Raw genomic sequence first — 16966 nt, forward strand, 5'->3', positions numbered from 1 at the left:
CTCAGATCAGCGCCTTGCTGGCGGCGAAGCGGGTCAGCGCGCCGAACGTCTCGAGCATCTCGCCGTCGACCTCGTCGTCCTCAATGACGATGCCGAGCCTGTCCTCCAGCTCGGTGAGCACGCCCGCGACCGCCATGGAGTCGAGTTCGGGCAAAGCGCCGAACAGCGGCGTGTCCGCGCGGAAGGTGTCAACCCGCTCGGGGGACAGCGCCAGCACATCGGCAAGTACTGCGCGCACCGTGGTCTCGACCTCACTCATGCCGTCCGGGATCACGCTGCCTCCTCGCTCGCGCCGCGGCGAGCGGCGATGCGCGCGGCGTTAGGCGGCGACGCGGTGGAGCGCAACCGGGTCGCTTCCCACCATGCGCGATGACGCGCGCGCTACTGTCGGCGCACGATCCGCTTTAAAGGCTGATGTCATGGTTCCGCTCGATCCCGTTCCGCTCCCGATCGATCATGTCCTGCGCGGCGAGCCGGACACGATCGCGCTGGTCGATCGCGCCGGCACGCTCACTTACGCGGAGGTGGAGGAGGCGGTGGCGCGGCTCGCCGGCTGGCTTGACGCGCAACGGCTCGCGCCCGGCACCCGCGTCGCTACCTGGCTGCCGAAGACGCGCTTGGCCTGCTGGACGCCGCTCGCCACTGCCCGTGCGGGTCTGGTCCATGTGCCGATCAACCCGTTGCTCAAGCGCGCGCAGGTCGCGCACATCCTCGCCGACAGCGGCGCCGCGCTGCTGATCACGCACGCACCGCGCGCCGCCACGCTGGAGCACGGCGACCTGCCCGCCAGCTGCGTGCTCCACGTCGACGTCGGGCAGGGCGACGCACTGCTACGCTCGCGCGCCGACCCCGACCTGCTCGCGGCGCTGCTCTACACCTCGGGTTCGACCGGTCGGCCCAAGGGCGTGATGCTGAGCCATGCCAACCTGTGGCTCGGCGCGATCAGCGTGGCGCACTACCTGGCGATCACCCCGGACGATCGCGTGCTCGGCGTGCTGCCGCTAAGCTTCGACTATGGCCAGAACCAATTGCTGTCGACCTGGGCGGCGGGGGCGAGCGTCGCGCCGCTTGACTATCTGACGCCACGCGACGTGGTGAAGGCGATCGAGCGCGTGGGCGCCACCACGCTTGCCGGGGTGCCGCCCCTGTGGGTGAAGCTGCTCGAGGCGGAGTGGCCGGAGGCGACGGCGGCGCGGCTGCGGCGGCTGACCAACTCGGGCGGCGCGCTCACGCCGGCGCTGGTGCGCGGTCTGCGCGCGCGCTTCCCCGAAGCACGTCTCTTTCCGATGTACGGGCTGACCGAGGCCTTTCGTTCGACCTATCTCGACCCGGCGCTGGTGGATGATTATCCCGAGTCGATTGGCCGCGCGATCCCCTTCGCCGAGGTGCTCGTGATACGTCCGGACGGCACACGCGCGGCGGCGGACGAACCCGGCGAGCTGGTCCATGCCGGGCCGCTGGTGGCGCAGGGGTATTGGCGAGATGCGGAGCGTACCGCGGCGCGCTTCCGCCCCGCGCCGCCCTTCGCGCGCGCGGGCGGCATGGCGGTCTGGTCAGGGGATACAGTGGTGGAGGGCGGCGACGGGCTGCTCCGCTTCGTCGCGCGCGCCGACGAGATGATCAAGACCGCGGGCAACCGCGTCAGTCCGCAGGAGGTGGAGGAAGCAGTGACCGCAGGCGGCGAGACGAGCGAGGCAGTCGCGATTGCCGTGCCCGACGCACGGCTCGGCCAGGCGATCCTGGTGGTCGCGCGCGGCGACGGCGGTGCTGAGGCCGGACTGCGCGATCGATTGAAGCGCGAGCTGCCTGGCTTCATGCAGCCGGCGCGCTTCCTGTGGCGTGCCGAGCTGCCGCGCAACGCCAACGGCAAGCTCGACCGCACCGCGCTGCGGGAGGAGTTCGCGTGAAGCCGATGGGGCCGCTGCCGCCCGCCTTCGCGCACCAGCAGGGGGCGCTGACGATCGCTGGCGAGAATGCCGAAGCGCTGGTGGCCGCCCGAGGTTCGCCTCTGTTCGTCTACGACCTGACCGCAGTCGCGGCGCAGGTGGCGCGTTTCCGTACCGCGATGCCTGGCGCGGTGGGGCTCCACTACGCCATCAAGGCCAATCCGATCGCGCCGCTGCTGGCGGCGATGGCGCCGTTGGTCGACGGGCTTGACGTCGCCTCCGGCGGTGAGCTCCATCGCGCGCTCGCGGTGAAGTCCGCCGCCGCAGTGAGCTTCGCCGGACCGGGCAAGCGCGATGACGAGCTGGCAGGGGCGATCGCCGCCGGTGCGACGCTCAACATCGAGTCGGCGGGCGAGGCGCGGCGCGCCCTCACGCTTGGGGAGCGGCTCGGGATCGCCCCGCGGGCGGCGGTGCGGGTCAACCCCGACCTCGAGCTGCGCGGCTCGGGGATGAAGATGGGCGGGCGCGCCTCGCCCTTTGGGGTGGACGCCGACGACGCCGCCGCGGTGGTGCGCGCGCTGATCGCGGGTGGGGCGACATGGCGCGGCTTCCATATTTTCGCAGGGAGCCAGGCGCTCGACGCCGCCGCGCTGATCGAGACCCAGGCGGCGACGCTCGCGCTCGCGGCGCGGCTGGCTGATGCAGTCGGCACCGCGCCGCCGCTGGTGAACCTGGGGGGCGGCTTCGGCGTGCCCTATTTCGCGGGAGACGTGGCGCTCGACGTCGAGCGGGTCGGTGAAGCGCTGGCGGAGTCGCTGGCGCGCCGCGCCGACGTGCTCGCGGACAGCGGCTTCGCGCTCGAACTGGGCCGCTGGCTCGTGGCGGAGGCGGGGGTGTATCTCACCCGCGTGGTCGACCGGAAGGTGAGCCGCGGCGAGACCTTCCTCGTCGTCGACGGCGGGCTGCACCACCAGCTGGCCGCCTCGGGCAATTTTGGCGCTGTGGTACGGCGCAACTATCCGCTCGCCGTGGCAGGCCGGATGGGGGCGGCGGGCGAGGAGGAGGTGAGCGTCGTCGGTTGCCTCTGTACCCCGCTCGACCGGCTGGGCGATCGCTTGCTGTTGCCGCGCGCGGCGGAGGGCGACGTGATCGCCGTGTTCCTCGCCGGCGCCTACGGCCTCACCGCAAGCCCGAGCGCGTTCCTCGGCCACCCCGCGCCCGCGGAGGTTGTGGTCGGTTGAACGGAGCGCGGCGTCATGCGGCCGCGTTTATGGTGGCGAGGGCGCCTGGACCATCGTTCTCGCGGTAAGATGGCCCCCGGATCAAGTCCGGCATGACGCTTCCTGAAGAGGCAAGCGCCTTTTACGGCTCGGGCGCGCGGCGCGGAACATCGATCATGCCGCCGCCAGCACGCGCTTCGTCCAAGCATCGAACAACTGCGGCCAGCGCGATCCCGGCAGTTCGGGCGGCAGGTAAGCCGGGCCGAATCCGTGCCCACCCTGCTGGAAGAAATGCGCCTCCACCGGCACCTGGGCGGCCTGGCAGGCGGTGAGCATCGCCATCGGCTCGGTCAGCGGCACCATTGTATCGTCGAGCGCGTGCGCGATGAAGATCGGGGGCGTGTCGCGACGCACCCGCCGGTTCGTGTCGAACCGCGCCGCCGGGCGGGCGCCCACCCGCATTCGGTCGCCGGTGATCACGGGATAGACCAGCCCCGCGAAGGTAGGGCGCGCGTCGCCCGCATCGGCACCGTCGACGGGCTCGTATACCGGATCCATCGACGCGGTGGCGAGACTGGCCGCGAGCAGCCCGCCCGCGGAGAAGCCGACCGTGCCCAGTTTCGCCGGATCGACGCCGTAGCGCGCGGCATCGGCGCGAATCAGTCGCATCGCGCGCTGTGCGTCCTGTAAGGGCACGTCCTCGCTCTCCAGCCAGCCCTCGCCGGGAAGCCGATAGGCCAGCACGAAGACGGTGACGCCGAGCGGGGTGAAGACCTCGGCGACGTTGATCCCCTCGTTCTCGACCGAGAGGAAACGATAGCCGCCGCCGGGCATCGCCAACACAGCGCGGCCATCGGGCTGCGCCGCGCGATAGACGCCGACGACCGGCTCGGCGACACCGCGCAGGTGCAGCTCGCGGCGCGGCGGAGTGCCTTCCATGCGGTTGTCCGGGGTGGGGAGGCGGCGCGGCGCGTTGGGCGGCTGTTTCGGCCAGAGCCGGAAGTTCTCGGCCGGGGGCCAGGCAGTGTCCCGCGCCGCCCCCTGCGCCAGCGCGCGCGGCGCGGCGGCGAGTGTCGCCAGTCCGGCGGATGCGCCCATCATCGTGCGTCGATCGATCCGCATCTGCGCGCTCCCGCCGCGATTGTCCGTGTGGGCGGGTCTATGGGATGGCGGAGCGTGTAGGCAAGTGGCCGTCGACCGCCGGCGAGCGCCGCTTAGGCGATATGCGCAGAGACGCGGAGTCGCAGAGAAGACGCGTCCGGCGCAGAGCGCGCACATCATCGCTCCCAGCAGGGTTGTGCCGATCGCTGACGTGGCGAACGACTTCTCTGCGTCTCCGCGCGATCATCCTTCTACCAAGCCGTCATACGAGAGGCCCCCGCCGGATCGCTCCGACGGGGGCCTCGACGCTCGGACTGGGCCGCGTCTCAGGCGAACAGCTTCGACCAGGCGCGGGTCGGACGATCCTTCCACAGCCCGCGGTGATACGCGTCCGAGGCCAGCAGCGGCATCACCGAACCGGCCTCGGCGAACACCATCTGCTCGATGCCGGTGTTGACCTTGCCCCAGCTCGCAGCTTCCTGCAGCGTGGACGACGAGCAGGCGCCGTCGCGCACGTCGGCGACGGTGATCTGCACGGCATATTTGTGCACCGCGACGTCCTCGTGGCCGAGGATCTCAGCGCACACCACAGTGTCCTGGATGAAGTTCTTGGGCACGCCGCCGCCGATCATCAGCAGGCCCGTCGTGCCCGCCTTGATCTTGATCTCGGTGAGCTCACGGAAGTCGGCCACCGCGTCGATCATCAGATAGGGCTTGCCCGCCTTGGCCGAGTCGACCTGGTGCTTGACCAACCCGAAGCCCGCCGAGGAATCGACGAACGCCGGGCAGAAGATCGGCACGTCATGCTCATAAGCGAGCTTGACCAGGCTGTTCTCCTTCTTGCCGTGCTCGACCAGATACTTGCCCATCTCGCGGATGAAAGCGCGGCTCGAATAGGCCTTCGGCTCCAACGACTCGGCGATCTCGAAGATCGTGTGGTCGACGTTCTGGAGCGCCTCCTCGTCGATGTACGTGTCGTAGATGCGGTCGATGTAGAGCGAGCGGAGCGTGTCGTCGTCGGGGATCTCGAGCGCCTGATAATGCTTGTGGCCGAGGCCCTCGAAGAAATCCATGTCGACGATGGTCGCGCCCGTGGCGACGATCACGTCGACCATGTTGTTGCGCACCAGCTCGGCATACAGGTCCATGCAGCCGCCGGCCGAGGTCGAGCCGGCGATCACCAGACACACCGTGCAGTCCTTGTCGGCCAGCATCTGGTTGTAGATCTTGGTGGCGCGGCCGAGATCGCGGCTGGTGAAGCTCATGTCGCTCATCGCGTCGATGATCGGGCGCGCGTCGAAGCTCTTGATGTCGACGTGCTTGACCTGCTTCGACAGCAATTCCGCCTTGCGCGTGTCGTTGATCGTCGCCTGATCGTGCGAGGGGGCGAGGGTGTCGGTCATGGGGTGCTCCCATTGGGGTACACGTCGTTCACGGGGACGCGGAAACCCATCTGACGGCGGCACGCCAAAGCGCGCCGCCGCCAATTCCTTGTAGTCGTAAGGTTACAGCTTGACGACGTTGCTCGCGACCGCGGGTTCCACCACGGTATAGAGCGATTGCATCGGTTCGTCGGTCGCGATCACCGTCTCGTCCGAGCCGAAGCCGTTGAACGCGGTGCGCATCGCCGACCCATAAGCGCCCAGCATGCCGATCTCGACATAGTCACCGACCGTGATGTCCGCGGGGAGCGGGAAGGGCCCGGGCATATGGTCGAGGTCGTCGCAGGTCGGCCCCCAGAAGCTGAACGGATGGTCGCGGACGGTCGATTCCGGCTCGCGCAGCAGCGCCACCGGATAGCGCCAGCCGATATGCGCCGCGTCGAACAGCGCGCCATAAGCACCGTCGTTGATGTACAGTTCCTCGCCGCGGCGCCGCTCCACGCGTACCACCACCGAGCTGTACTCGGCACAGAGCGCACGACCCGGCTCGGCCCATAGCTCCGCCGAATAGCTGATCGGCAGGCTCTCGAACGCGCGATGGATCGTCTCGAAATAGCGCTCCAGCGGCGGCGGGGTCATTCCCGGATACGCCGAGGGGAAACCGCCACCGACGTCGATGACGTCGACCGTCACCGCCGCGCCGACGATCGCCTGGCGCACGCGCTCCATGGCATTGCTGTACGCCTCGGGCGTCATCGCCTGTGAACCGACGTGGAAGCAGATGCCGAGCGCGTCCGCTACCTGGCGGGTCGCCAGCAGCAGCTCGCGCGCCTCGTCCGGCGCCACGCCGAACTTCGACGCGAGGCTGAGCTTGGAATGCTCCGACGATACGCGCAGCCGAACGCAGAGCGTCAGGTCCGCGGCGCCGCGGGTGGCGCGCACGATCTTCGCCAGCTCTTCCATGCTGTCGAGCGAGAAGGTGCGGACGCCGTGGGTGAAATACGCCTCGGCGATGGCCTCCTCGGCCTTTACCGGGTGCATGAAGCACAAGGTCGCCTGCGGCAGCGTCCGTGCGACCAGGCGCACCTCCGCGATCGAGGCGACGTCGTAAGACGTCACGCCGTTGTCATAGAGCGTGCGTAGCAGCTCCGGGCTCGGATTCGCCTTGACCGCATACATGGTCCGGCCCGGAAACTTCTCCGTGAAGAAGCGGGCGGCCCGTGCCGCGGCATGCGGACGAACGATCGTCACCGGCTGAACCGGGTGACGGGCGGCAATGTCGAGGGCCCCGACGACGAAATCGGCGGGAACGGTCGAGAGGGGCGCTAACCCCAGCGCGCGATGATGCTGGTGCAACTCAAGGGACCTCCAATTGCCTTGCGGCATACGGTGACAAAAGCTGCCTTGCGGTTGGAAGTCCCATGGGGCAGCGGAGGCGCGAATTAGGATCGCTGGACCGCCTTGTAAAGTGGTTCGGTGGACGAAAGGTTCAAATGTGACTGTTCTGCGACAACCGACGCGAGCGGGGGTGCGCGACGCCGCCGCCAAGGTCGCCGCCATCCTCCCGCCGACTCCCATATTCGTCCGTGAAGTCAACGGGGTAGACGTGGTGTTCAAGGCCGAGTCGCTGCAGCCGATCGGCGCCTTCAAGGTGCGCGGCGCCTGGCATCGACTGACCGCCTTGGACGACGAAGCGAGGCGCAGGGGCGTCGTGGCGTTCTCCTCGGGCAATCATGCGCAGGGGATCGCCTGGGCAGCGCGCCGGCTCGGCATCGCCGCGACGATCGTGATGCCCGCCGACGCGCCGCGGGCGAAGCGCGAGTCGACGCTCGCGCTCGGCGCCGAAGTGGTCGATTATGACCGCGCGACGCAGAGCCGCGAGGCGATCGCGGCGCGGCTCGCCGAGGCGCGCGGTGCCACGCTGGTGCCGAGCTTCGACGATCCCTGGGTGATCGAGGGGCAGGGCAGCGCCGGGATCGAGGCGGCGCGGCAGATCGAGTCGCTCGGCCTGCCCGCGCCGCGCCGCGTGGTGGTGCCGTGCGGCGGGGGCGGGCTGGCGGCCGGGATCGCGCTGGCGCTGCCCGAGGCGGCGATCACCTTGGTCGAGCCCGAAGGCTGGGACGATATGCGCCGCAGCCTTGAGGCGAGCTGGATCGAACCGGTCGGCGCGCACCCACCGCCGACCGCGTGCGACTCGCTCCAGACCAAAGAGGTCTCGCCGCTGACCTTCGACGTGCTGTCGCGCCGCGACGCGATCGGCGTGGCGGTGAGCGAGCGCGCGATCCGCGAGGCGCAGCGCTGGGCGGCGGCGCAACTGCGGCTGGTGATCGAGCCCGGCGGCGCGGTGGCGCTGGCGGCGCTGCTGACGGGGCAGGTCGCCGCCGAGCCGGGTACGCTCGCGATCCTGTCGGGCGGCAACGTCGACGCGGCCGCCTATGCCGCGGTGCTCGCCGGCGAGCCGATCGACGTCGCGGCGACGCACGAGTCGGCAGAGCCGGTATGACGCCCGCGTTCGGCAGTATCGCTGCGGCGGCGCCCGCCTTGGCGATGCTGGGCGCGCTCGCCTGCCTGATCGGCGGAGGCTATCTGATCGCGACGCGGCGCGACCGCACCAAGGGAGTATTGATGCTGGTGATGGCCGCGGTGCTGGTCGGCAACGTGTTGATCTGGGTGGCGTGAGTTCGACACCGTCGCGCGAATGTTGCGAATGTTGAGTCGCTGCGCGTTGGAGCGTGGAGCAGATGTTGATCTGGCGAGGGAGCAGGGTGAGGGCTGGGCGCATCCGCGACGCGTATCGCGGCGGCGGTGCTGTAGGACAGCGCTCAACTCTAGCGAAAATCCTCCCCGGCATGGGGAGGGGGCGGTGCCCGCCCGGCGTGGTGGAGGGGCTGTCCCCACAAGCGCCGCGCCCGCGGAGGCCCCCTCCACCAGGCTGCGCATCGTCCCCCTCCCCGCTATGCGAGGAGGGTTTAGGAGGCCCGGTCGCGAGTCACTTGATCGGCGAGTTCGGATCCAGCCGCATGTCCAGATACGTGTCGACCGACCGCATCAGGTCGTCCATCTCGTGCTCGAAGAAGTGGTTGGCGCGCGGGATCACGTCGTGGTGGATGGTGATGTGCTTCTGCGTGCGCAGCTTGTCGACCAGCTTCTGCGAGGCGAGCGGCGTCACCACCTCGTCCTCAGCGCCCTGGATGATGATGCCCGATGAGGGGCACGGCGCCAGGAAGCTGAAGTCGAACATGTTCGCCGGCGGCGCGATCGAGATGAAGCCGCGGATCTCGGGTCGGCGCATCAGCAACTGCATGCCGATCCACGCGCCGAAGCCGAAGCCCGCCACCCAGGTGGTCTGCGCCTCGGCGTGGAAGCTCTGCACCCAGTCGAGCGCGGCGGCCGCGTCGGAGAGTTCGCCGACGCCATTGTCGAACACGCCCTGGCTCTTGCCGACGCCGCGAAAGTTGAAGCGCAGCGTGGCGAAACCCCGGCGCTGGAAGGTCTTGTAAAGCTCCTGCACGATACGGTTGTTCATCGTTCCGCCCGCGTTGGGGTGCGGGTGGAGGATCATCGCGACGGGCGCGCGCGGGCGCGGCGCTGGGGCGAAGCGGCCCTCGATACGGCCTTCGGGTCCGGGGAAGATGACTTCGGGCATGGTCACTCGTCTGGAGGCGGGGCGTTGGGCCCGGCGAGAATGGCGCTATATAGGCCGCGCGCCCGATAATGGAACGATTGGTTGACCGAACCCTCATCCCTCGACGACACGGCCCTGCGCGACGCCCCTGCGACGGATGCGCCGGTCTACCTCGATCACGCCGCGACCGCGCCGCTCATCGCCGCTGCCCGCGCGGCCATGGTCGAGGGCATGACGCACTGGGCCAACCCGTCGTCGCCGCACGCCGCCGGCCGTGCCGCGCGCGCCGCGCTGGAGCGCGCACGCGGGCAGGTGGCGGCGGCCTACGGCTGGCGGCACGAGACATTATTCACCAGCGGCGCCAGCGAGTCGCTCGCGATCGCGCTGGGCCGTGCGGTGGCAGGGCGGCGCGTGGTCAGCGCGGTGGAGCACGATGCCGCTCTGCGCGCGGCGGGGGCCGCCGAGGTGCTGCCGGTCGATCCGCTCGGCCGCGTCGACCCGGCGCGGATCGGTGACGTAGCGGGCGCGGTCGTCGCGGTGCAATGGTGCAACAGCGAGACCGGGGTACGCCAGCCGATCGCCGCGATCGCCGCGGCGGTCCACGCGCGCGGCGGCATCCTGCTGGTCGACGCGGCGCAGATGCCCGCCTCCGACGAACTCACCGCTCATGCCGACCTGGTCGCGCTGTCGGCGCACAAGCGCGGCGGTCCGCCCGGCATCGGCGTGCTGCTGGTGCGCGACCTGGCCGTACTCCACCCGAGCGGCGGGCAGGAGCGCGGCTATCGCCCCGGCACCGAGAACCTGCCCGGCGCGCTCGGCTATGCCGCCGCGCTCGCCGAGCCCGAGCCCGATCATGGCGAGCTGCGCGCCCGACTCGACGACCTGATCCGCCGCTCGGGCGGCGAGGTGGTCGGCGCGGCCGCCGAGCGCCACCCTGCGATCGGCTCCTATCGCATGCCCGGGGTCGCCGCGGCGGCACAGCTGATCCGCTTCGACCTCGATCGCATCGCAGTGTCGGCGGGTAGCGCCTGCGCCAGCGGCAGCCTCAAGCCCAGCCACGTGCTACGCGCGATGGGCTGGAGCGAGGAGGCCGCGCGCGAGGTGGTGCGCGTGAGCTTCGGCCGTGCCACCACCGCCGCCGAGGTGGAGCGTTTCGCCGCCGCCTGGCGCGCGGTGGCGCGGACGCGGCGGTTCGCGGCATGACCTACCTCGACTATCAGGCGACCACACCGCTCGCGCCCGAGGCGCTGGAGGCGATGCTGCCGTGGCTGCGCGACCAGCACGCCAACCCCCATTCGCCGCATCGACCTGGCCGCGCCGCGCGCGCGGCGGTGGAGCTCGCGCGCGACCGCGTCGCGGCGCTGCTGCCCCTGGGCGGGCGACTCGCCTTCACGGGGGGCGCGACCGAGGCGCTCAACTGGGCGGTCAAAGGCGCGCCGGCCGGGCGGGTGGTGACGATCGCGACCGAGCATGCCGCGGTGCTCGACAGCGTCGCGGCGCGCGGCGACTCGGTCGTGCTGCCGGTCGGCACCGGTGGGCTGGTCGATCTCGCCGCGGCCGAGCGCGCGATCGTGCCCGGGGTGGCGCTGGTCGCGGCGATGCTGGTCAACAACGAGGTCGGCGTGATCCAGCCGCTCGACGCGCTGGCGGCCATGGCCAAGCGCGCAGGCGCGCTGCTGCTGTGCGACGCGGTGCAGGGGTTCGGCCGCGTGGCGATCCCCGCCGCCGCCGACCTCGTCGCGGTATCGGCGCACAAGGTGTACGGACCTAAGGGCATCGGCGCGCTGTGGATCCGCGACGGCGTGACGCTCGCGCCGCTGCTCCACGGCGGCGATCAGGAGGGCGGTCGCTCGGGCACTCTGTCGCCCGCGCTCTGCGCCGGATTCGGGGCGGCGGCGCTGCTGCTCGCCGAGCGACGCGAGGCCGACGCCGCGCACGTCGAGCGGCTGTGGCAGGTGGCACGTGAACGGCTGCCCGGCTGGACGGTCAACGGCACCACCGAGGCGCGCTGCCGCGGCAACCTCAGCGTGCGACGCGACGGGGTCGACGTGGCGCGGCTGATGAGCGACGTGCGCGACGTCGCCTTCTCGGCCGGGTCGGCCTGTGCCAGCGGCTCGGGGCGGAGCAGCCACGTGTTGCGCGCGCTCGGGCTGAGCGAGGCCGAGGCGCGCAGCACGATCCGGCTCGGGTTCGGCCGCTACACGCGCGAGGACGAGCTCGCGGCGGCGCTCGACCGGCTCGACGTCGCCGCGCGCGCGCAGCGGATCGCGGCATGAGGGTGTGCTTCACCGATGGCGGCGCGGTGCGCGAGATCGAGGCGGCGCCGGGCGAGCGACTGCTCGACGTGGCGCGGCGCGACGGTCAACCGCTGGAGGGGACCTGCAACGGCGAGCTGGCGTGTGCGACCTGCCACGTCATCGTCGCCGCGGAGGACTTCGATCGACTGCCACCGGCAAGCGAGGAGGAGGAGGACATGCTCGACCTCGCCCCCGACGCGCGACGCACCAGCCGGCTCGCCTGCCAGATCGTGCTGACCCCCGCGCTGGATAAGCTTTCGGTTCGATTACCAACAAGTTCAGCATGAGTGCAGCGCGACTCCGCGATGGTCCTCGCACAGGGACATGTGAGGAGTGTTGCACATGAGATGGATGATGATGGGCCTCGCCGGCGTACTCGCGGCGACCTCGCTGGCACCGGCGGCGGAGGCGCAGCGCTGGCGCGACGACGATCGCGGCTGGCACGACAATGGCCGCCATCGCGGCTGGGACCGCGGCGACCACCGCCGCTGGGACCGCGAGCGCCGCTGGCGCGACGACCGCCACTGGCGCGGCGACGGCCGACGCTATGGTTGGAACGGCTATGGCCGTGATCGCGGGTGGGATCGGGGCCGTACCGTGTGCCGCTGGCAGGACGGGCGCTACGGCCCGGTGAAGCGGTGTTTCCGCGTCCGCGGCTGACGCGGGCTTGATCGCGCCGCCCGGCTCCGCCATATGGCGCGCGGGAGTCGGGCGGACGTGGTCGTCGCCAACCTGGTCAGGTCCTGACGGAAGCAGCCACAACGATTTCGCCGCGGGTCGTTCCGGCTCCCACCTTTCCCGGCATCGCGACCGACCGCTCAGCTTGTCACCTTACCGGGTCGACACATCGCTGCGGCGTTGCAACAAAGCGGGGCGTCGCCTGTTTCGCTACGCATGCGAAACTTCTCCCGACGGGACCTGATCAGCACGGCCGGCGGCGCTTCGCTGGTCTCCAGCCTTTCCTGGGCCGTGCCCGGCCTCAGCCAAAGCGGGGGTGGCGAGACACCGTTCTCCTGGGCCATCCTGCAGCAGCGTGCCGCCGCGCTGGCCAAGCGCCGCTACCAGCCGCCGCGCGAGAGCGCCGCGGCGAAGACGCTCGACTTCGACGACGTCGGCACCATCCGGTTCAAGCCCGATCGCACCGTCGCGGGCGGCATCCGGCTGTTTCCGCTCGGCAACGGCGCGGTCACGCCGGTCGCGATCAACCTGGTCGAGAACGGTCGCGCACGCCCGATCGTCTTCTCGCCCGAGCTGTTCGAAGGCGGCAAGGTCTCGCCACCGCCGGGCTTCGCGGGTTTCCGCGCGATGGAGACGGGGCGCGAGAGCGACTGGCTCGCCTTCCTCGGCGCGTCCTATTTCCGCAGCGCCGGGTCGCAGGACCAATATGGCCTGTCGGCGCGCGGCATCGCGGTCGATACCGGGCTGACGCGGGAGCAATTTCCCAATTTCACCGAGTTCTGGATCGAGCGCGGCGGCGACCAGAGTTTCACGATCTACGCGCTGATGGACGGCGAGAGTCTCACCGGCGCCTATCGGTTCGTCAGCCGCCATCCCAAGGCAGTGGTGCAGGACGTCTCCTCGGTGCTGTTCCTGCGCCGCGCGGTCGAGCGGCTCGGCGTCGCGCCGGTGACGAGCATGTTCTGGTACGACGACCGCACGCGCCGCGGCGCGACCGACTGGCGCCCCGAGATCCACGACTCGGATGGTCTCGCGCTAATCAGCCGCGCGGGCGAGCGCGTGTGGCGGCCGCTGCGCAACCCGCCGCAGCCCGCCACCGACAGCTTCGCCGCCGACGACGTGCGCGGCTTCGGGCTGCTCCAGCGCGACCGCAACTTCGACCATTATCAGGACGACGGCGCCTTCTACGACAAGCGGCCCAACCTGTGGGTCGAGCCGCGCGGGTCGTGGGGGCGGGGGCGCGTGATGCTCTACGCCTTCCCGACCGACAGCGAGACGGTCGACAATGTCGTCGCTTTCTGGACCCCGGCGGCGCCGGTGCGCGCGGGCCAACGGCTCCAGTTCGACTATCGCCTGACCTGGACCTCGGACGACCCGAGCCTCGACCGTGCCGCGCACGCCGCCGACGTGTGGGTCGGCGCGGCGGGGCGACCGGGACTACCGGCGCTGGCGGGTGCGAGCAAGCTGGTCGTCGACTTCGCCGGCGAATCGCTCGCCGGTCTCGATCGCGACAGCAAGGTGACCGCGGAGATCGGCGTTACCCGCGGTACGTTGCTGCACAGCGCCGTCTACCCCGTCGTCGGCCAACGCAACCGCTGGCGTGTCACCGCCGACATCCGCCCCGCGGCGGAGGGCGGCACCACCGGCCCGGTCGATGTGCGGCTGTACCTCAAGCGCGGTGAGGCGGCGCTGAGCGAGACCTTGCTCGTGCCGATCTACCCGGCGTGAGCGCGCTGCCGCCGCGGCTCCCCCCCGAGGCACCGCTCGCGATGCCCGAGCAGCGCTTCGACGGATCGCCGCCCGTGCCGTCGGCGCCCCCGCCGATCGTCGGCGCGATCGGCTCGCCGACCGACGTGCTCGCGCGCCGCGCCATTCTGGTGCTGCTGACGCTGGTGCTGGCGCTGTTCGCTTCCACCTCGCTCAAGGAATCGGTGCTGAGCGACGGCATCGGTGTGACCGACGCGCTGCTGCTCGCGATCTTCTTCCCGCTCTTCGCGCTGCTCGCCTTCGGCTTCATCAACGCGACCGTCGGCTATGTCGTGTTGACCACCGGTCTCCATCCCGGGTTCCGCCCGGTGCCGCGCTGGTCCGAGCCCTTGCACGGGCGCACCGCGGTGCTGATGCCGGTCCATAACGAGGACGTCGCCGACGTGTTCGGCCGGCTCGCGCATATGGCGGACGCGCTCGAGCGCGCTGGTGCGGCGGGATCGTTCGATTTTTTCGTGCTGAGCGACTCCGCCGCCGACAACGAGGCAGCGGAACTCGCCGCCTGGGAAATCCTTTCGCGGCGCAGCGCCTGCGCGATCTATTATCGTCGGCGCACGGAGAATGTCGGGCGCAAGCCGGGCAACATTGCGGAGTGGTTGCGCCGCTTCGGCGCTGGCTACGACTATATGCTGATGCTCGACGCCGACAGTCTGATGGGCGGCGAGACGATCCTCGGCATGGCGCAGATCATGGACCGGCGTCCTGCCGTCGGTCTGCTCCAGACCGTGCCGCAGGTGATCGGCGCGCGGACCCTGTTCCAGCGCTGGATGCAGTTCGCCAGCCGCATCTACGGCCCGATCGCCACCGCCGGGCTAGTGTGGTGGTCCGGTCCGGAGGCGACCTTCTGGGGCCATAACGCGCTGATCCGCGTCCGCGCCTTCGCCGACAGCTGCGGCCTGCCGGTGCTGCCCGGCCAGCCGCCGTTCGGTGGCACGATCATGAGTCACGATGTCGTCGAGGCGGCGCTACTGCGGCGGCGCGGCTGGCGCGTGCACATGGTCATGACGGAGGACACGTTCGAGGAATACCCGCCGACGATGATCGACGCCGCAGTGCGCGATCGACGCTGGGCCCAGGGCAACCTCCAGCACCTCGCGCTGCTTCACGCCTCGGGCTTCCACTGGATCAACCGCTTGCAGCTGCTGCTCGGCGCCGCGGGCTATCTCGCCTCGCCGCTGTGGCTGCTGCTGATCACGGTGAGCGTGGTGCAGGCGGTGCGTGGCGAGCGCGGACTGATGTCCGGCGATTCGACCGGCACGGTGCTGTTCGTCACGCTCGCGCTGTTGTTCGGACCGAAGCTGCTCGGCGTGCTCCACGCGATCGCAGACGTGCGGCTGCGGCGATCGATGGGTGGAACGGGCGCGATCCTGCGCTCGGTTGCGCTCGACGTGCCGCTCTCGACACTCGCGGCTCCCGCGATCGCGCTGACCCAGACGATCGACCTCATCGGCATCACGCGCCAGCGCCGCGCCGACTGGCAGCCGCAGAACCGTCGCGGCGACTCGCTGGCAATGGCGGCGATCCTGCCGCGCTACCGCTGGCATCTCGGATTGGGACTGCTGCTGGCTGCGCTAACGCCGCTGATGCCGCTCACCGCTTTGTGGCTCGCGCCGGTCACGCTCGGGCTGCTGCTGTCGCCGCTGATCGTGCAATGGACCGCAAGCGAGCGCTGGGGGCGTCGCGTTGCGGCGGGGCGGCTGTTTCTGACCGACGTCGGCGTGCCCGAGCCGCAGCCGCTGCCGATCCTTGAGGAAGCGGCGGGTCGGGGCGCCTGACCGTCCCACGAAAAAAGGGAGCGCCCAGCTGGGCACCCCCCTTCCTCGTCACGAACGATCGAGCAGCTCAGTTGCTGTCCGAATCGTTGCCGTCGTCGGCGATGATGATGATGCCGGCGACGACCGCCGCGGCGGCCACGGCCGCCACGATCAGCCCGCCGCCCGCGAGCGCCTTGCTGTCCTTCGAGGTCGTCCTGCCGGCGCGAGCCGACTTGGCGACCGACAGGCTCGCTGCCGGGTTCGCCGGCGCCGCGACCGCCGGAGCGACCGCGAGCGAGGCGGCAGCGGCCGCGACCAGATACTTACCAAACGTCATTACTTATCTCCCCGGGAGGAGGAGCTCGTTTTCCATGTCATCGCTGATAAGGCAATTCTGAACTGACCCAAAACGCGACCGGTTGATGACGAGCAGCGGCCACGTGACGCGTTTTGCTCGCGATCGATCCTGCTCATTCCTTCGCGGTGCCGGGCTCCGCCATGTTGCGGTGCATATGCGCGGTAACCTCCGCTGGGAGGACGTGCGCCGCCGCGGCCTGGAGCTTGTTCTTCCAGCCCGACACGATCGAGTGCTTGCCCGCCATCAGCGCGTCCCAACCGTCGCGCGCCACTTTGGCGGGATCGGACTTGCTGTCCGAGGTGCCGACGTTGGTGTCCATCATGTCGGCGCGATCGAAGAACTCGGTGTCGACCGGGCCGGGCATCAGCGTGGTGAGGGTGATGCCCTCATGGTCCTTCAGCTCGTCTCGCAGCGCGTCGGTGAAATGGTCGACGAACGCCTTCGTCCCATTGTAGACCGCCTGGAAGCTGCCCGGGATGAAGCCGGCGATCGAGCCGGTTACCAGCACCTTTCCGTCGCCGCGCGCGGCCATCTGTTGCAACACCTTCTGAAGCAGATAGGTGGTGCCGGTGATGTTGGTGTCGACGACACGCTTCCAGTCGGCAACGTCCTGGTCGAGGAAGGCACGGCCGAGCCCGACCCCCGCGTTGGCACAGAGCAGGTCGATCGGCCGCCCGCCAGCGGCGGTGAGCAACTGGTCGACACCCGCGATGGTGGCGAGATCGGCCTCCACCGAACTGACCTGCGTACCAAATTGCTCGAAGTCAGCGGCGGCGGCGTCGATCAGCGGTTCGTCGGCGACGACAAGGATATCGTATCCGTCCTGCGCCGCGAGCGTCGCCAGTTCGAACCCGATGCCCGTGGAGGCGCCCGTGATAATCGCGAATTTGTACGCCAT

At 70.2% G+C, this 16966-nt stretch carries 17 protein-coding genes and 1 other RNA gene; 11 read left to right on the forward strand and 7 right to left on the reverse strand.

Features of this window, described 5'->3' with window-relative positions:
* Nucleotide 1 precedes the first annotated feature (1 nt).
* Complete coding sequence (locus QBJ89_RS06850; protein ID WP_277979902.1) at nt 2–259, reverse strand: acyl carrier protein; 258 nt, start codon at nt 257–259, stop codon at nt 2–4.
* A gap of 160 nt (nt 260–419) precedes the next feature.
* Here QBJ89_RS06850 and QBJ89_RS06855 point away from each other — a divergent pair, with 160 nt between their 5' ends.
* On the forward strand, nt 420–1907 hold the full coding sequence (locus QBJ89_RS06855) for an AMP-binding protein (protein WP_277979785.1): 1488 nt from the start codon (nt 420–422) through the stop codon (nt 1905–1907).
* Nucleotides 1904–3127 carry a pyridoxal-dependent decarboxylase, exosortase A system-associated gene (locus QBJ89_RS06860; RefSeq protein WP_277979786.1) on the forward strand — a complete coding sequence of 408 codons (1224 nt, stop codon included), beginning with the start codon at nt 1904–1906 and terminating at the stop codon, nt 3125–3127. The genes QBJ89_RS06855 and QBJ89_RS06860 overlap by 4 nt, the downstream gene beginning before the upstream one ends.
* 153 nt (nt 3128–3280) lie before the next feature.
* Here QBJ89_RS06860 and QBJ89_RS06865 read toward each other — a convergent pair whose 3' ends face one another.
* From QBJ89_RS06865 to QBJ89_RS06875, 3 genes are all read right to left on the reverse strand, one after another.
* Nucleotides 3281–4228 carry an alpha/beta hydrolase gene (locus QBJ89_RS06865; protein WP_277979787.1) on the reverse strand — a complete coding sequence of 316 codons (948 nt, stop codon included), beginning with the start codon at nt 4226–4228 and terminating at the stop codon, nt 3281–3283.
* A gap of 305 nt (nt 4229–4533) precedes the next feature.
* On the reverse strand, nt 4534–5610 hold the full coding sequence (locus tag QBJ89_RS06870; protein WP_277979788.1) for a 1,9-bis(guanidino)-5-aza-nonane synthase: 1077 nt from the start codon (nt 5608–5610) through the stop codon (nt 4534–4536).
* Nucleotides 5611–5712: 102 nt separating this feature from the next.
* Nucleotides 5713–6945 (reverse strand): type III PLP-dependent enzyme, encoded by a 1233-nt coding sequence (locus QBJ89_RS06875; RefSeq protein WP_277979789.1) that lies wholly within the window; start codon nt 6943–6945, stop codon nt 5713–5715.
* A gap of 172 nt (nt 6946–7117) precedes the next feature.
* Between QBJ89_RS06875 and QBJ89_RS06880 the strand changes: the two genes are divergently transcribed.
* Nucleotides 7118–8092 (forward strand): threonine ammonia-lyase, encoded by a 975-nt coding sequence (locus QBJ89_RS06880; protein WP_277979790.1) that lies wholly within the window; start codon nt 7118–7120, stop codon nt 8090–8092.
* Nucleotides 8089–8268 carry a hypothetical protein gene (locus QBJ89_RS06885; protein ID WP_183920463.1) on the forward strand — a complete coding sequence of 60 codons (180 nt, stop codon included), beginning with the start codon at nt 8089–8091 and terminating at the stop codon, nt 8266–8268. Before QBJ89_RS06880 ends, QBJ89_RS06885 begins: the two co-directional genes overlap by 4 nt.
* 310 nt (nt 8269–8578) lie before the next feature.
* Here the strand turns inward: QBJ89_RS06885 and QBJ89_RS06890 are convergent, their stop codons facing one another.
* A complete protein-coding gene (locus QBJ89_RS06890) occupies nt 8579–9235 on the reverse strand; it encodes an alpha/beta hydrolase (RefSeq protein ID WP_132907843.1) in 657 nt (218 codons plus the stop codon).
* Between the two features lie 114 nt (nt 9236–9349).
* Between QBJ89_RS06890 and QBJ89_RS06895 the strand changes: the two genes are divergently transcribed.
* The 7 genes from QBJ89_RS06895 (at nt 9350) to mdoH (ending at nt 15731) form a co-directional block, all read left to right on the forward strand.
* The gene (locus QBJ89_RS06895; RefSeq protein ID WP_277979903.1) at nt 9350–10417 is read left to right on the forward strand and encodes a cysteine desulfurase family protein; all 1068 of its coding nucleotides are present in this window, start codon (nt 9350–9352) and stop codon (nt 10415–10417) included.
* Entirely contained in the window at nt 10414–11490 is a 1077-nt protein-coding gene (locus QBJ89_RS06900) for a cysteine desulfurase family protein (protein WP_277979791.1), read from the forward strand. The genes QBJ89_RS06895 and QBJ89_RS06900 overlap by 4 nt, the downstream gene beginning before the upstream one ends.
* Entirely contained in the window at nt 11487–11798 is a 312-nt protein-coding gene (locus QBJ89_RS06905; RefSeq protein ID WP_277979792.1) for a 2Fe-2S iron-sulfur cluster-binding protein, read from the forward strand. Before QBJ89_RS06900 ends, QBJ89_RS06905 begins: the two co-directional genes overlap by 4 nt.
* A 55-nt stretch (nt 11799–11853) precedes the next feature.
* The gene (locus QBJ89_RS06910) at nt 11854–12171 is read left to right on the forward strand and encodes a hypothetical protein (RefSeq protein ID WP_277979793.1); all 318 of its coding nucleotides are present in this window, start codon (nt 11854–11856) and stop codon (nt 12169–12171) included.
* 39 nt (nt 12172–12210) lie between these two features.
* Nucleotides 12211–12308, forward strand: an RNA gene (gene ffs / locus QBJ89_RS06915) — signal recognition particle sRNA small type.
* 97 nt (nt 12309–12405) lie between these two features.
* Nucleotides 12406–13917 carry a glucan biosynthesis protein gene (locus tag QBJ89_RS06920; protein WP_277979794.1) on the forward strand — a complete coding sequence of 504 codons (1512 nt, stop codon included), beginning with the start codon at nt 12406–12408 and terminating at the stop codon, nt 13915–13917.
* The gene (mdoH, locus tag QBJ89_RS06925; RefSeq protein WP_277979795.1) at nt 13914–15731 is read left to right on the forward strand and encodes a glucans biosynthesis glucosyltransferase MdoH; all 1818 of its coding nucleotides are present in this window, start codon (nt 13914–13916) and stop codon (nt 15729–15731) included. Before QBJ89_RS06920 ends, mdoH begins: the two co-directional genes overlap by 4 nt.
* Before the next feature lie 67 nt (nt 15732–15798).
* Here mdoH and QBJ89_RS06930 read toward each other — a convergent pair whose 3' ends face one another.
* Nucleotides 15799–16047 (reverse strand): hypothetical protein, encoded by a 249-nt coding sequence (locus QBJ89_RS06930; protein WP_277979796.1) that lies wholly within the window; start codon nt 16045–16047, stop codon nt 15799–15801.
* Between the two features lie 133 nt (nt 16048–16180).
* On the reverse strand, nt 16181–16966 hold the full coding sequence (locus tag QBJ89_RS06935; protein WP_277979797.1) for an SDR family NAD(P)-dependent oxidoreductase: 786 nt from the start codon (nt 16964–16966) through the stop codon (nt 16181–16183).

The sequence above is a fragment of the Sphingomonas phyllosphaerae genome, assembly GCF_029623345.1.
Taxonomy (GTDB): Bacteria; Pseudomonadota; Alphaproteobacteria; order Sphingomonadales; family Sphingomonadaceae; genus Sphingomonas; species Sphingomonas phyllosphaerae_C.